Source organism: Leifsonia sp. NCR5, assembly GCF_002105485.1.
In the GTDB taxonomy this organism is placed as follows: domain Bacteria; phylum Actinomycetota; class Actinomycetes; order Actinomycetales; family Microbacteriaceae; genus Leifsonia.
Map to the genome: position 1 here is coordinate 66606 of NZ_NCSR01000004.1, position 14653 is coordinate 81258.

14 protein-coding genes are annotated in these 14653 nt (G+C 68.2%); 5 read left to right on the top strand and 9 right to left on the bottom strand.

Translation table 11 applies throughout. The features are described 5' to 3' along the window. Positions 1-54: 54 nt before the first annotated feature. The 4 genes from valS (at position 55) to B7438_RS05065 (ending at position 3953) form a co-directional block, all read left to right on the top strand. A complete protein-coding gene (valS, locus tag B7438_RS05050) occupies positions 55-2664 on the top strand; it encodes a valine--tRNA ligase (protein ID WP_085368469.1) in 2610 nt (869 codons plus the stop codon). After that, positions 2661-3107, top strand: a complete 447-nt coding sequence (locus B7438_RS05055; protein WP_085368470.1) for a GNAT family N-acetyltransferase — start codon at positions 2661-2663, stop codon at positions 3105-3107. Before valS ends, B7438_RS05055 begins: the two co-directional genes overlap by 4 nt. 115 nt (positions 3108-3222) lie before the next feature. Further along, on the top strand, positions 3223-3687 hold the full coding sequence (locus B7438_RS05060; protein ID WP_085368471.1) for a GNAT family N-acetyltransferase: 465 nt from the start codon (positions 3223-3225) through the stop codon (positions 3685-3687). Further along, positions 3687-3953, top strand: a complete 267-nt coding sequence (locus B7438_RS05065) for a hypothetical protein (protein WP_085368472.1) — start codon at positions 3687-3689, stop codon at positions 3951-3953. Before B7438_RS05060 ends, B7438_RS05065 begins: the two co-directional genes overlap by 1 nt. 24 nt (positions 3954-3977) lie before the next feature. On the opposite strand, the gene B7438_RS05070 is transcribed toward B7438_RS05065, so the two are convergent. The 3 genes from B7438_RS05070 to B7438_RS05080 are packed head-to-tail and all read right to left on the bottom strand — an operon-like array spanning position 3978 to position 6162. Continuing rightward, the gene (locus B7438_RS05070; protein ID WP_085368473.1) at positions 3978-4181 is read right to left on the bottom strand and encodes a hypothetical protein; all 204 of its coding nucleotides are present in this window, start codon (positions 4179-4181) and stop codon (positions 3978-3980) included. Then, positions 4178-5482 (bottom strand): MFS transporter, encoded by a 1305-nt coding sequence (locus tag B7438_RS05075; RefSeq protein WP_085368474.1) that lies wholly within the window; start codon positions 5480-5482, stop codon positions 4178-4180. The genes B7438_RS05070 and B7438_RS05075 overlap by 4 nt, the downstream gene beginning before the upstream one ends. Further along, the gene (locus tag B7438_RS05080) at positions 5479-6162 is read right to left on the bottom strand and encodes a transcriptional regulator (protein WP_085368475.1); all 684 of its coding nucleotides are present in this window, start codon (positions 6160-6162) and stop codon (positions 5479-5481) included. Before B7438_RS05080 ends, B7438_RS05075 begins: the two co-directional genes overlap by 4 nt. A gap of 119 nt (positions 6163-6281) precedes the next feature. Here B7438_RS05080 and B7438_RS05085 point away from each other — a divergent pair, with 119 nt between their 5' ends. Further along, positions 6282-8318 carry a M3 family metallopeptidase gene (locus B7438_RS05085; RefSeq protein ID WP_085368476.1) on the top strand — a complete coding sequence of 679 codons (2037 nt, stop codon included), beginning with the start codon at positions 6282-6284 and terminating at the stop codon, positions 8316-8318. A gap of 75 nt (positions 8319-8393) precedes the next feature. Here the strand turns inward: B7438_RS05085 and clpX are convergent, their stop codons facing one another. The 6 genes from clpX to tig all read right to left on the bottom strand — a co-directional run bounded on the left by clpX (position 8394) and on the right by tig (position 14608). Further along, a complete protein-coding gene (gene clpX, locus B7438_RS05090) occupies positions 8394-9668 on the bottom strand; it encodes an ATP-dependent Clp protease ATP-binding subunit ClpX (RefSeq protein ID WP_085368477.1) in 1275 nt (424 codons plus the stop codon). 110 nt (positions 9669-9778) lie between these two features. Further along, the gene (locus tag B7438_RS05095; protein WP_085368478.1) at positions 9779-10528 is read right to left on the bottom strand and encodes an AAA family ATPase; all 750 of its coding nucleotides are present in this window, start codon (positions 10526-10528) and stop codon (positions 9779-9781) included. A 23-nt stretch (positions 10529-10551) separates the two neighbouring features. Next, complete coding sequence (locus B7438_RS05100) at positions 10552-11220, bottom strand: ATP-dependent Clp protease proteolytic subunit (protein ID WP_085368479.1); 669 nt, start codon at positions 11218-11220, stop codon at positions 10552-10554. Between the two features lie 25 nt (positions 11221-11245). Beyond that, positions 11246-11836: an ATP-dependent Clp protease proteolytic subunit gene (locus tag B7438_RS05105; RefSeq protein ID WP_055893424.1), complete on the bottom strand. Its 591-nt coding sequence runs from the start codon at positions 11834-11836 to the stop codon at positions 11246-11248. Between the two features lie 138 nt (positions 11837-11974). Further along, complete coding sequence (locus B7438_RS05110) at positions 11975-12889, bottom strand: EamA family transporter (protein WP_085368480.1); 915 nt, start codon at positions 12887-12889, stop codon at positions 11975-11977. A gap of 297 nt (positions 12890-13186) precedes the next feature. Beyond that, a complete protein-coding gene (gene tig / locus B7438_RS05115; RefSeq protein WP_179150727.1) occupies positions 13187-14608 on the bottom strand; it encodes a trigger factor in 1422 nt (473 codons plus the stop codon). Between the last annotated feature and the right edge of the window lie 45 nt (positions 14609-14653).

A 14653-nucleotide genomic window follows, 5' to 3' on the forward strand; every position in this document is an offset into this window, starting at 1 on the left:
ACACTCAGGCACCTCACCATCGACACGGTGCCGCATATAGCGAATCGGAGAACGATGAACGCCGCCAACCCGGTGCCTGACAAGCCCGCCCTCGAAGGCCTGGAGGCCAAGTGGGGCTCCCACTGGCAGAGCGCAGGAACCTACCTGTTCCCCCGGGATGCGGCCCTCGCCGCCGACCGCGAGTGCATCTACTCCATCGACACGCCCCCGCCGACGGCGAGCGGTTCGCTGCACATCGGCCACGTCTTCAGCTACACGCACACCGACGTCATCGCCCGCTACCACCGGATGCGCGGCCAGCACGTCTTCTACCCGATGGGCTGGGACGACAACGGCCTGCCCACCGAGCGGCGCGTGCAGAACTACTACGGCGTCCGCTGCGACCCGACCCTGCCGTACGACGCCGACTTCGTGCCGCCGTTCGAGGGCGGGGACAACAAGTCGAGCAAGGCCGCTGACCAGAAGCCGATCTCGCGGCGCAACTTCATCGAGCTGTGCGAGCGCCTGACCGTCGAGGACGAGAAGCAGTTCGAGGCGCTGTGGCGTTCGCTCGGCCTCTCCGTCGACTGGACCCAGACGTACCGCACCATCGGCCAGGAGGCGCTGTTCACCTCCCAGCTGGCGTTCCTGCGCAACATCGAGCGTGGCGAGGCGTACCAGGCGATGGCCCCGACGCTCTGGGACATCACCTTCCGCACGGCCGTCGCCCAGGCGGAGCTCGAAGACCGCGAGCAGCCGAGCGCATACCACCGGGTGTCTTTCCACGGCGCAGACGGGCCGATCTGGATCGAGACCACGCGTCCCGAACTGCTGCCGGCCGGTGTGGCCCTGGTCGCGCATCCCGACGACGAGCGGTACAAGCCGCTGTTCGGCACCACCGTCACCACGCCGGTGTTCGGCGTCGAGGTCCCGGTGCTCGCGCACCACCTCGCGCAGCCGGACAAGGGCTCCGGCATCGCCATGATCTGTACCTTCGGCGACATCACCGACGTCACCTGGTGGCGCGAGCTCGACCTGCCGAACCGCGCGATCATCGGCTTCGACGGCCGCATCGTCAGCGAGGCGCCGGACGCCATCGCGTCCGAGGCCGGCAAGGCCGCGTTCGCCGAGCTGGCGGGCAAGACCGTGTTCTCGGCCAAGCAGGCCGTCGTCGAGCTGCTCCGCGCATCCGGCGACCTGGAGGGCGACCCCAAGCCCATCCAGCACCCGGTCAAGTTCTTCGAGAAGGGCGACAAGCCGCTCGAGATCGTCTCGACCCGCCAGTGGTACGTGAAGAACGGCGCCCGCGACGAAGCACTCCGCGCGCGGCTGATCGAGCTCGGCCAGAGCATCGACTGGCACCCCGAGTTCATGCGCGTGCGCTACGAGAACTGGGTCGGCGGCCTCACCGGAGACTGGCTCATCTCGCGCCAGCGCTTCTTCGGCGTGCCGATCCCGGTCTGGTACGCGCTCGACGGCGACGGCAACCCGGTGTTCGACGAGCCCATTCTGCCGTCGCACGACCAGCTGCCCGTCGACCCGTCGTCGGATGCTGCCCCCGGCTTCGAGGAGTCGCAGCGCAACCAGCCCAACGGCTTCATCGGCGAGCACGACGTGATGGACACCTGGATGACCTCCTCGCTCACCCCGCAGCTCGCCGGCGGCTGGAAGAGGGACGACGCGCTGTTCGACGCCGTCTACCCGTTCGACCTGCGCCCGCAGGGCCAGGACATCATCCGCACCTGGCTGTTCTCCACCATGCTCCGCTCCGAGCTGGAGAACCACGTTGCCCCGTGGGCGCACACCGCGCTCTCCGGCTTCATCGTGGACCCCGACCGCAAGAAGATGTCCAAGTCCAAGGGCAACGTCGTCACCCCCGCCGACATCCTGGAGAAGCACGGCTCGGACGCCGTGCGCTACTGGGCGGCATCGTCGCGCCTCGGCACCGACGCGGCCTTCGACCCGCAGAACCCGACGCAGATCAAGATCGGCCGGCGCCTCGCCATCAAGATCCTGAACGCGGCGAAGTTCATCCTGGGCTTCGAGGCGACGGGCGCCGACGACCTCGCACTGGTCACCAGCCCGCTCGACAGGAGCATGCTGCACAACCTGGCCACGGTCGTCTCCGACGCCACCACGGCGCTCGACGGCTACGACCACGCGCGCGCCCTGGAGATCGCGGAGACGTACTTCTGGACGTTCTGCGACGACTACCTCGAGCTCGTCAAGGAGCGCGCATACGGAGAGCAGAGCGCCGAGCAGACCTCGGCCGTCGTCGCCCTCCGCATCGCGCTGTCGGCGTTCCTGCGCCTGTTCGCCCCCGTCGTGCCCTTCGCCACCGAGGAGGCGTGGAGCTGGTTCAACGACGGCTCCGTGCACACCGCGGCGTGGCCGGAGGCGTCGGAGGTCGCAGGCGCGTGGGCTGACGACGCAGCTGTGCTCGGCATCGTCGGCCGCGCGCTGACCGCCATCCGCGGTGCGAAGACCACCGCGAAGGCGTCCCAGCGCACGCCCGTCGACTCGGCTGTCATCGCCGGCCCGGAGGCCGAGATCGCGGCCATCGAGAGCGCCGCGGGAGACCTCCGTTCGGTGGGCAAGATCGCCGAACTGCGTTTCGCTGCAGCCACTGACCTTTCCGTGACCGATATCCTGCTGGCCCAGGCCCCGAGCGAGGAGGAACGATGACCGTGACGGTCCGGAGTGTGGAAGACAACGAGTTCTTCACCTGGCTCGACCTCTACGCAGGCTACGGCGAGTTCTACGAGCAGCCGCTGACGGACGAGAAGGCGCTGCTCGTGTGGAGCTGGATCACCGATCCGGACAACGAACTCGAAGCGTACTTCGCGGTCAACGACGATGGCACGCCGATCGGTCTCGCGCACGTGCGCGAGTTCGTCCGGCCGCTCGACGGCAGCCGCGGTCTCTACCTCGACGACCTGTTCGTCGCGAAGGACGCCCGCGGAGACGGGGCGGGCACGGCCCTCCTCGAAGCGCTGCGCGACCGCGCCCGCGAGCACGGCCTGTCCGTCGTTCGCTGGATCACCGCGAAGGACAACGAGACGGCCAGGCGCGTCTACGACCGCGTGGCCGAGAAGACCAAGTGGGTCACGTACGACCTCGTCCCGTGAACCCCTCGCGCGCATCCACCACCCCCGACGGCATCGACCGGCCGGGATGCGCGCGATAAGGTCGAAACACACGCACCAAGATCCAGCCGTGCGGGGAAGGCGAACGGAGGCACCCATGTCGATTGAAGTCCGACCGGTCGCAGACGGCGATTTCTTCGCCTGGCTCGACCTGTACGAGAAGTACGCGGCGTTCTACGAGACCCAGCTCACCGACCAGAAGGCCCTGCTGCTCTGGTCCTGGCTGACCGCTCTCGACCACGAAGAGGACGGACTGGTGGCCGTCGAGGACGGTCGCATCGTCGGCCTCGCCCACGTCCGCGAGTTCGCCCGCCCGCTCGAAGGCGACAGGGGCCTGTTCCTCGACGACCTGTTCGTCGCGGAGGAGGACCGCCACAAGGGCATCGGCCGCACGCTCATCGACGCCGTCCGCTCCCTGGCGGAGGAGCGCGGCCTCGGCGTCGTGCAGTGGATCACCGCGCGCGACAACTCCGAGGCCCAGCAGGTCTACGACTCCGTCGCCACCCGCACCTCGTGGGTCACGTACGAGATCGACCTTCCCGCTGCGCGGGCGAGCGCCTGATGCAGCTGGGAACGCGCTGGTCCGTCGGCGGCGAAGCGCCGAGCAGCCTCCCCGAGGTGGTCGCGTACGCGGTCACGACGGTCGAGGAAGAACTCGTGGCGACCGACGTCGCCACGGACGGCTGGAAGTGGACGCTCACCTGGCTGGAGGGCAAGCCGGTCGTCGAACTCGACGACGGCACGGTCATCCGGTTCAACCCGCAGGAGGACTCGGCGACGATCACGCAGCCGGTCCACGGCGAGCCGGACGAGTTCGATCAGGACTGACGGTTCCGCTGAGTCGCGCATCCATCAGCGCGGCAGCTGAGGCAGCTGACGCGCCGCCTTGTCGCGGGTCCGCTCGACGGCAGCGAGCTGGTCGGCGAAGGTCGGCGCCGTGCGGAGCGTCGCACGGCGCACGCCCCACTCGGTGAGGGCGCTGCCGAAGCGGATCGCGGTGCGCTGGGTCCAGGTGGCCTGGTGGATGCTGGGAACAGTGACGTCGATGACGGTCATGATCCGGTTCCTTCCGTGGTGGTTTCGTGCGCCGGTTCGTGTGAACCGGCGGAGAGCAGGAGTCGCACCGCGATGAGCGTCAGTGCGAGGACGACGGCGCCGCCGATGACGAACGGCAGGCGCAGGTCGATGCGGGCGACGAATCCGCCCAGCACCGTGGCGATCGGGGTGAGCCCCCAGCCGATGGTGCGCACGATCCCCATCGCGCGCCCCAGCATGTCGTTGGGCACGATGGCCTGACGGAGCGCGCCCCACGGCACGTTCCAGACCGCGACGCCGAACGCGCCGACCGCGTATGCCACGATCGCGACGACCACGTTGGCGGTGACCCCGACGCAGAACATGCCGATCCCGCACACGAGCATCGAGCAGAACATCACCGGACCGCGGCCGAAGCGCTCGACGAGTCTGCTCGCGATGAGCGTGCCGGCCAGGGCTCCGACGCCGACGCCCGCCGTCACGACGCCGATGAGGGCGGCCGGGACGGAGAAGGTCTGCAGCAGGAGCAGCACGACGCTCCCCTGCGCGAAGGCGAGGGCGGAGGCGGTCAGCGAGGTCAGGATGATCATCGTCCGCAGGAACCGGTGGTGGACCAGGAACGAGACGACGGCGCGGAACGGGGGCCGGGTGTCGGCGGCGACGCCGTCTGCACTCTGTGCGGCCTGTGCGGCTTGTGCGGCCGCCCCCTTCCGGTACGCGCCGGCAGCGGCGGCGGGGATCGTAAGCGCCAGCAGCCCGGCGATCAGGAACCCTCCACCCGTCAGCCAGACCGGCAGCGCGATGGCGGCGGCGAAGAGGAAGCCGGCGATCGGGGTGGCGATGAAGTTCTGCACCACGATCTCGGCCGACTGCATCCGGCCGTTCGCCCTGTCGAGCTGATCGCGGGTGACGAGGCTCGGGACGACGGTGGTGGTGGCGTTGTCGAAGACGGTCTCGCCCATCCCGAACAGCAGCACGCAGCCGTAGAGCAGCCAGATCGTCAGCGAGTCCGTCGAGACGAGCACGGCCAGCAGGGCGGCGACGGCGAAGCGGAGCGTGTTCGCGACCGCCATCGCGATGCGGCGGTCGACCCTGTCGAGCAGCATGCCGGCCGGGATGCCGAACAGCAGCCAGGGCAGGAACGTCACGGCGCTCAGGCCCGCGATGAGGGCGGGATCCCTGGTGAGCGTCGTCGCGATCAGCGGCACGGCCGTGCGCCCGATCCCGTCGGCGAGGTTGCTGGCGATGGCCGACGTCCAGAGCCTGTTGAACCCGGCGCTCATCGGCGCCCTGGTCACCCGCTGCTGGGTGTCCGCGCTCATCGCTCGCTCGCCTCCACCAGCGGGAACGCGTTGAACTGCACCTGCACGCGGAGGCTGCCTTCCGCGCCGGCGCCGTCTCCGCCGCCGTCGTGGCTGTCGGGGCCGTTGCCCTCGGCGCGCCACTTGTCGCGGAGCCTGGTCTGCATCGCGTAGTACTCGCGGCCGAACTCGGCCAGCTGGTCGATGGTGAGCTGGAGGTGCGACGTGGAGAGGGTGCTGGCCTGCATCCACTCGCTGCCGTAGACGTCGAGGCCGCGGCGCAGGAAGGCGGTGAGGCGGCGCTCGTTGTTCTGCTGCCACTCGCGGGAGATGAGTTCGTTGGCTTCCCGGCCTGCCGGGGTGGCCAGCGTCTCGGGCGAACCGATGGTGACGCCGCCGGGCGCCATCTTCCACCAGCGCTCGCGGCCGGACCCCTTCTCGGCGTCCTCCACGATGATGCCGTGCTTGGCGAGCTGCCGCAGGTGGTAGCTGGTCGACCCGCTCGACTCCCCCAGGCGCTCAGCGAGGCCGCTGGCCGTCGCCGGCCCGAAGTCGGAGAGCTCGTTCATGATCTCCACCCGCAGGGGATGCGCGAGCGCCCGGAGCGCCTCCATCCCCAGTGCGTCGTGCATCGGGTACGAGATCGCCGGGGGCTTCGTGCCGTCGTTCTGCGGCTGCTCGGGCTTTTCTTCGGTGGCCATGGTGAGAGAGTAGCAATGCAAAGACTTCTTTGCAAGAGGTTCTTTGCAATTACTTCTTTGCAATCATTCGTTTGCATGGGATCCTGCGCGGCGGCGGTGCGCGGCCCTAGGCTGGATCAATGGCAGACACGAACCCGTTCTTCTCCCCCAGCACCCTTCCGTACCAGTTACCGCCGTTCGCGGACATCCGGGACGAGCACTACCGCCCCGCTTTCGACAGGGGTTTCGAGGAGCAACTGGCGGAGGTGGCGGCGATCACCGCCTCCACGGACGAGCCCACCTTCGAGAACACGTTCGTCCCGCTGGAGAAGTCCGGCCAGACCCTGCAGCGGGTCGCCGAGGTCTTCTTCAACAAGAGCTCGTCGGACTCCAGCGACTTCACCAACGCGCTCGAAGAGGAGATCGCTCCCCTGCTGGCCGCCCACCAGGACGCGATCCGGCTCGACCCGGCGCTGTACGGCCGAATCAAGGCCATCTACGACGAACGGGATGCGCTGGGGCTCGACCCCGAATCCCGCTACCTGGTCGAGCGGTACTACGAGGAGTTCACCCTCGCCGGCGCCGGCCTCAGCGACGCGGACAAGGAACGGCTGCGCGAGTACAACCAGCAGCTGTCCACTCTGACCACCCGATTCGAGAAGAACCTCCTGGCCGACACCAACGACCTCGCGGTGGTCTTCGACGACGTCGCCGACCTCGACGGCCTCGGCGACGGCGCGATCTCCGCTGCGGCGGAGGCGGCGAAGGAGCGCGGCCTCGACGGGAAGTACGTGGTCACCCTGGTGCTGCCCACCGGCCACCCGTTCCTCGCGAGCCTCACCACCCGCGGCGTGCGGGAGCGGATCATGACGGCATCCCGTTCCCGCGGCATCCGGGGCGGAGACAACGACAACCGTCAGCTCGTGCTCGACATCACCCGTCTGCGCGCCGAGCGCGCCCGGCTGCTCGGCTTCGAGACCCACGCCGGCTATGTCACGGCCGGGCAGACGGCCAAGACCCCGGAGGCGGTCGCGGCCATGCTCGGACGGCTCGCACCTCCCGCCGCCCGCAACGCCCGCGCCGAGCAGGCCGACCTGCAGCAGCAGCTCCCCGACGGCACCGAACTGGCCGCCTGGGACTGGGCGTACCTCACCGAGAAGGTGCGGCAGGCGAAGTACGACATCGACGTCGCCGCGATGCGCCCGTATTTCGAAGCGGAGCGCGTGCTGCGCGACGGCGTCTTCTACGCGGCCACCAGGCTCTACGGCATCACGTTCGAGGAGCGTCCAGACCTCGTCGCCTACCACCCGGAGGCGCGGGTCTTCGAGGTGCGCAACGAGGACGGCTCCGAGCTCGGCCTCTACATCCTCGACCTGTACACGCGCGACTCGAAGCGGGGCGGAGCGTGGATGAACCCGCTCATCTCCCAGTCGGCGCTGCTCGACTACCCGACCGTCGTCGTCAACAACCTCAACGTGCCGAAGCCCGCCGCCGGGGAGCCCACGCTGCTCAGCTACGACGAGACCAACACGCTCTTCCACGAGTTCGGGCACGCCCTGCACGGGCTGTTCGCGCAGGTCACGTACCCGAAGTTCGCGGGCACGAACGTCTACCGCGACTTCGTCGAGTTCCCCAGCCAGGTCAACGAGATGTGGATGCTCTGGCCGGAGATCCTGGAGAACTACGCCGTGCACAACGAGACGGGCGAGCGGATGCCGCAGGAGCTCGTCGACAAGCTGCACGAGTCCGAGGCGTTCAACGAGGGTTTCCAGACCAGCGAATACCTGGCTGCGACGCTGCTCGACCAGGCCTGGCACGCGATCACCGCCGACGACACGGTCACCGACGTCGCCGCCTTCGAGGCGCGGGCCCTCGCGGACGCCGGCCTCGACAACCCCGCCGTGCCGCCCCGCTACGCGAGCACGTACTTCGCGCACACCTTCTCGGGCGGATACGACGCGGGGTACTACTCCTACATCTGGAGCGAGGTGCTGGATGCGGACACGGTCGCCTGGTTCACCGAGAACGGCGGCCTCACCCGCGACAACGGCGACCGCTTCCGCCAGCGCCTGCTCGGCGTCGGCGGCTCGAAAAACCCGCTGGAGGCCTACCGCGACTTCCGCGGCCGCGACGCGGTGATCGAGCCCCTGCTCGAACGCCGCGGCCTCGCCGACTGATCCGTCGGTCTCCCCCGCGCGCGCTCCGCTCCGGCGGGGCGTCGCGCGGGGAGACCGGGTCAACCGGAACGCGCGTTACGCGGACTTCTCCTCGCGGCGCGGACGGTGAGGAACGATCGTGGGCGCTGCGTTCTCAAGCACCGCTTCGCGGGTGACCACGACGCGGGCGACCTCTGCGCTCGACGGCACCTCGAACATGATCGGCCCGAGGACCTCTTCCATGATCGCGCGGAGTCCGCGGGCGCCCGTCTTGCGGAGCACCGCCAGGTCGGCGATGGCTTCCAGGGCCGGCTGCTCGAATTCGAGCTGCACACCGTCGAGCTCGAACATGCGCTGGTACTGACGCACCAGAGCGTTCTTCGGCACCGTGAGGATCTGCATCAGCGCATCCTGGTCGAGCGGCGTCACCGTGGTGACCACGGGCAGACGGCCGATGAACTCCGGGATGAGCCCGAACTTGTGCAGGTCTTCCGGCAGCACCTCGCTGAACAGGTTGACGTCGTCGCCCTTCGAGTGCAGCGGGGCACCGAAGCCGATGCCCTTCTTGCCTGCACGCTGGGAGATGATGTCTTCGAGCCCGGCGAACGCGCCTGCCACGATGAACAGCACGTTCGTGGTGTCGATCTGGATGAACTCCTGATGCGGATGCTTGCGCCCGCCCTGCGGAGGAACGGAGGCGACCGTGCCCTCGAGGATCTTGAGCAGCGCCTGCTGCACACCCTCGCCGGACACGTCGCGCGTGATCGACGGGTTCTCCGCCTTGCGCGCGATCTTGTCGACCTCGTCGATGTAGATGATGCCCGTCTCGGCGCGCTTCACGTCGTAGTCGGCGGCCTGGATGAGCTTCAGCAGGATGTTCTCGACGTCCTCGCCCACGTAGCCCGCTTCGGTGAGGGCTGTCGCGTCGGCGACGGCGAACGGCACGTTGAGCCGCTTCGCCAGCGTCTGGGCCAGATAGGTCTTGCCGCAGCCCGTCGGGCCGATCAGCAGGATGTTGCTCTTCGCGATCTCGACGTCGTCCATGACGTCGGCCGAGGTGATCGACGCCTTGGCGCGAACCCGCTTGTAGTGGTTGTAGACAGCCACCGCCAGCGCACGCTTCGCGGCCTCCTGGCCGATCACGTACTCCTCGAGGAATCCGAAGATCTCCTTGGGCTTCGGCAGGTCGAATTCGCCTGCCGTCTCTTCGCCTGCTTCGGCGAGTCGCTCTTCGATGATCTCGTTGCACAGCTCGACGCACTCGTCGCAGATGTACACGCCCGGTCCGGCGATCAGTTGCTGGACCTGCTTCTGGCTCTTGCCACAGAAGGAACACTTGAGCAGATCGGCGCTTTCCCCGATGCGTGCCATCCCTCTCCCCTCCTTCTCAGGGTCTTTCCCGTCGAGCCTAACCTGTGCGAGCGACATTGGCGCGCACCTGGCCGCATTTGGTCACGCGCGCCACGCGCATCCCGTTCTGCCTACAGCAGATGGCGGAAGTACCGGCCGGGCGCGTCGAGGAACGAGCGCCAGTGCCGCACGATCTCCAGCTCCTCCCAGGTCGTCGACCGGATGCCCCACTCGCCCACCTCCAGGATGCGCGCGCCGGGCAGCGCGGCCAGAATCGGCGAGTGCGTCGCGCACAGCACCTGCGTGCCGCGCGCCACCATCTCGTTGAGGTTGGACAGCCAGCGCAGCGACGACTCGAACGACAGCGCGGCCTCCGGCTCGTCGAGGCAGACCAGGCCGGCGACGTACTGCGGGTGGTTCAGCTTGTTGTCGAGCAGGTCGTTGAACGACTCGCCGTGACTCAGCGCGTGCAGGTGCGCATCCGGACTGCCGGGCAGCGACTCCAGATACGAGTAGTAGCCGTGCATCGTCTCCGCCCGCAGGAAGAACCCCCAGCGCGGCGCGGACGGGCTGCGCTCGACCAGCAGCCACTCGCCGAGCGGCGACTCGCTGGGCCTCGTGCTGTGCGAACCCTGGTTGCTCCCGCCCTCGGGCGGCAGCCCGTACGCGGTCGCAACGCCCTCCACGATGGTGGACTTGCCGCTGCCGTTCTCGCCGACCAGGAAGGTCACGCCCGCCGCGAGCTCCAGCCCGGAGCGGAGCACCTGCGCGACGGCCGGGATGTTCGCCGGCCACGCATCCGGATCGTACGGAGCATCCGCATAGGCCCTGACACGCCGAACGGGGCGACCGTCGTCCAGACGATCGCCCCATTCGTTCATCGCGGAAGGCTCCGGATGCTGTCTTACTTGACCAGCGCCGGCAGCGTCTTACGGCTGGTGAGCACCTGGTCGATCAGACCGTAGTCGAGCGCCTCGGCGGCCGACAGGATCTTGTCGCGGTCGATGTCCTTGTTGACCTGCTCCTGCGTGCGGTTGGAGTGGCGCGCGAGCGTCTCCTCCAGCCACGTGCGCATGCGCATGATCTCATTGGCCTGGATCTCGATGTCGGACGCCTGCCCCTGTCCGGCCTCGCCGACGGCGGGCTGGTGGATCAGGATGCGGGCGTTCGGCAGTGCGAGACGCTTGCCGGGGCTGCCTGCCGCGGTCAGCACGGCGGCTGCGGAGGCCGCCTGGCCGAGCACCACGGTCTGGATCTGCGGGCGGATGTACTGCATCGTGTCGTAGATCGCGGTCATCGCGGTGAACGAGCCACCGGGCGAGTTGATGTACATGACGATGTCGCGGTCCGGGTCCTGGCTCTCGAGCACGAGGAGCTGGGCCATGATGTCGTCGGCGGACGCGTCGTCCACCTGCACGCCGAGGAAGATGATGCGGTCCTCGAACAGCTTGGCGTACGGGTCCTGGCGCTTGTAGCCGTATGCCGTGCGCTCTTCGAAGCTCGGGAGGATGTAGCGCGATCCCGGAGCCTGGACTCCGTTGAACGCCTGACCTCCGAGGTTGGGGATGTTCATGTCGATTCCTATTCCTTCCGAGGTCTTACTTCTCGTCCGCGGTTCCACCGCCGCCGACGACCTCGGTCGCCGTCTCGCGGATGTGGTCGACGAAGCCGTACTCGAGGGCCTCCTGCGCGGTGAACCAGCGGTCGCGGTCACCGTCTGCGTTGATCTGCTCGACGCTCTTGCCCGTCTGGGCCGCCGTGATCTCCGCGAGGCGCTTCTTCATGTCGAGGATGAGCTGCGCCTGAGTCTGGATATCGCTCGCGGTGCCGCCGAAGCCGCCGTGCGGCTGGTGCAGCAGGACGCGGGCGTTGGGGGTGATGTACCGCTTGCCCTTGGTGCCGGCGGTGAGGAGCAGCTGCCCCATCGATGCCGCCATGCCGATGCCCACCGTGACGATGTCGTTCGGCACGAACTGCATGGTGTCGTAGATGGCCATGCCGGCCGTGATCGACCCACCGGGCGAGTTGATGTAGAGGTAGATGTCTCGCTGAGCGTCCTCCGCGGCGAGGAGAAGCAGCTTCGCGGCGATCTCGTTCGCGTTCTCATCCCGGACCTCGGACCCGAGCCAGATGATGCGGTCCTTCAGCAGTCGGTCAAAAACACTGGGTTGCATGCCCATGTCGGCCATGTGTCGCTCCATTTCCTTGTCGCTTCGTGAATGAATCTATCGGAGCCCGTGGCCCATTTCCGGCCTGTTCGCCCTGGGCAGACGAGCGCGCCGCCGGTGGGGTCGGGCGGCGGGGTCGGCGGTCGGGTCCGACCGCGATCAGCTGAGCGCGAGCATCGCGACGCCGCCGAGCACCACGACTGCTCCCGCCATCCGCTGGGCCGGCCGCGGCTCGCGCAGGATCAGCCACCCGGCCAGGCTCACCAGCACCACGCTCAGCTCGCGCGCCGGGGCGACGAGCGACACCGGGGCCAGCTGGATGGCGCTCAGCACCAGGATGTACGACAGCGGAGAGAGCACGCCGACCACCACGGCCTGCCAGCGGAACCGCCGCCACACCGCGACGACCTCGGCGCGGCGGGTGATCAGCACGGGCGCGAGCAGCACCACCTCGCCGAGACTGCAGCCCACCATGAAGGCCACGGGCGAGACGCCGAGGTCGTTGACGGTGAAGGCGTCCCAGAGCGTGTAGACCGCGATGGTCACGCCGGTGAGGAGACCGTAGAGGATGCCGGGGCCGAGCATCCGGGGTCGGCGGGAGGAGCGCATCCCGGGCTGTGGGGTGGGTTGTGCGTCCATTCCCGTCGCCGGTCGGCCAGTGGTAAGGCCAATGCCGACGATGCCTGCAACCACCACCGCGGCGCCCGCCAGCGCGAGGGCAGATGGATGCTCGTGGAACAGCACGATCGCGAACACCACGGACAGCAGCGGCCCCGTGCCGCGCGCCATCGGGTATACGACGGAGATGTCGCCGTGCGCATACCCGCGCTGCAGCACCCACATGTATCCCACGTGGATCACCGCCGACACCCCGGAGCCGATCAGCAGCCAGCGCAGGTCCGCACCGTTGATCGCGATGTCGATGCCGGCGATCGGCAGCCAGAGCACCGTGGAGGCGATGGCGCCGAGCAGGATGAACGGCAGGCCGCTGGCGCTCGCCCGTTTGGAGGCGAGGTTCCAGGTGGCGTGCGCGAACGCGGCGACGATGACGAGGAGAAGGGCGACGGGTGGCACAAGGATCCTTTCGTTCGCCGCGATGGCACGGCGAAGGGATCCTCCGGGCTTTTGTCCTGTCAGATGACGGCGACGCTGCGCGCTGCCGTGGTGCCGCTCGGACCAGACCTCCCGCGAACTCTTCCGGGGAACGGAACCCTAGGCACTGTCGAGGACAACGCTACCGGGTCGTGAGGTCGCGCGCATACGCGGCGACGGCGCGCCGGTACAGCGGCAGGTGCGGAGCGAGCGCCGCAGACGCGCCCCGGGTACGCGAAAGGCCGGGCACTGTGCGTGCCCGGCCTGCGCGTGTGGTGCTTACTTCTTCTCGGAAGCTGCCTTCTTCTTCGGAGCAGCCTTCTTCTTGGGCTTCTCCTCGGCCGGGGCCTCCTCGGCGGCGGGCGCCTCATCGGCGGCCGGGGCCTCGTCGGACGCAGCGGTCTCGGCGTCCGCTTCCTCGTCGTCCGGAGTGATGGTGAACTCGCTCAGGTCGACCTTCTTGCCGTTGCTGTCGACGACCTCTGCGCGGCTGAGGACGATGGTGAGCGCCTTGTTGCGGGCGACCTCTCCGACCATCGACGGGATCTGGCCGTTCTCGCTGAGGATCTTCACGAACTCGTTCGGGTCCATGCCGTACTGCGATGCACCCTGGATGAGGTACTGGCTCAGCTCGTCCTGGTTGACCTTGACGTCTTCGACACGGGCGATCTCGTCGAGCAGGATCTGCGTGCGGAAGGTCTTCTCGCTGGACTCGGCGACCTCTGCGCGGTGCACGTCGTCTTCGAGACGGTTCTCCTGCTCCAGGTGGCGGTGCACCTCGTCCTCGACCAGCTGGGTCGGGACCGGGATCTCCACCTGCGCGAGCAGCGTGTCGAGCAGCTGGTCGCGGGCGGCGGTGCCCTGGCCGAACGTCTTCGAACGCTCGACCTGCTCGCGGACGCTCTCACGCAGCTCGGCGATGGTGTCGAACTCGCTGGCGATCTGCGCGAAGTCGTCGTCCGCCTCCGGAAGCTCGCGCTCCTTGACGGCGGTGAGGGTCACGGTGATCTGGGCGTTCTCACCCTCGTGGTCCCCACCCATGAGCGGAGCCTCGAACGTGGTGGTCTCACCGGCGGTGAGCGTGTCGAGCGCCTCGTCGATGCCCTCGATGAGCTCGCCGGAACCGATCTCGTAGGAGATGCTGTTGGCGGTGTCGACCTCTTCGTCACCGATCACGGCGACGAGGTCGATCTGCGCGAAGTCGCCCTTTTTGGCGGGGCGGTCGACGGTGACGAGCGTGCCGAAACGGCTGCGCAGGTTGTCGAGCTCGGTGTCGACGTCCTCGTCGCTGATGTCCGCGGCGTCGACCGTGATCTTCAGGTCGTTGTATGCGGGCAGCTCGATCTCGGGGCGCACATCCACCTCGATGGTGAGCAGCAGGTCGCCGGAGAAGTCCTTCTCGTTGGGCCACTCGGTGATGTCGGCCTCCGGACGTCCGAGCGGACGCACGTCGTTCTCGTCGACGGCCTGACGGTAGAACCCGTCCAGCCCCTCGTTGACGGCGTGCTCCAGGACGGCAGCCTTGCCGACACGCTGGTCGATGATCGCCGGCGGAACCTTGCCCTTGCGGAAGCCCGGGATGTTGACCTGCTCAGCGATGTGCTCGTAAGCGTGCTTGATAGACGGCTTGAGCTCCTCCGGCGTCACCGAGATGGTGAGCTTGGTGCGAGTGGGGCTCAGCTTTTCGACCGTGGTCTTCACGTTGTTGGCTTCTCCTGATAATTGAAACGATGGTCTCGTCGGAAA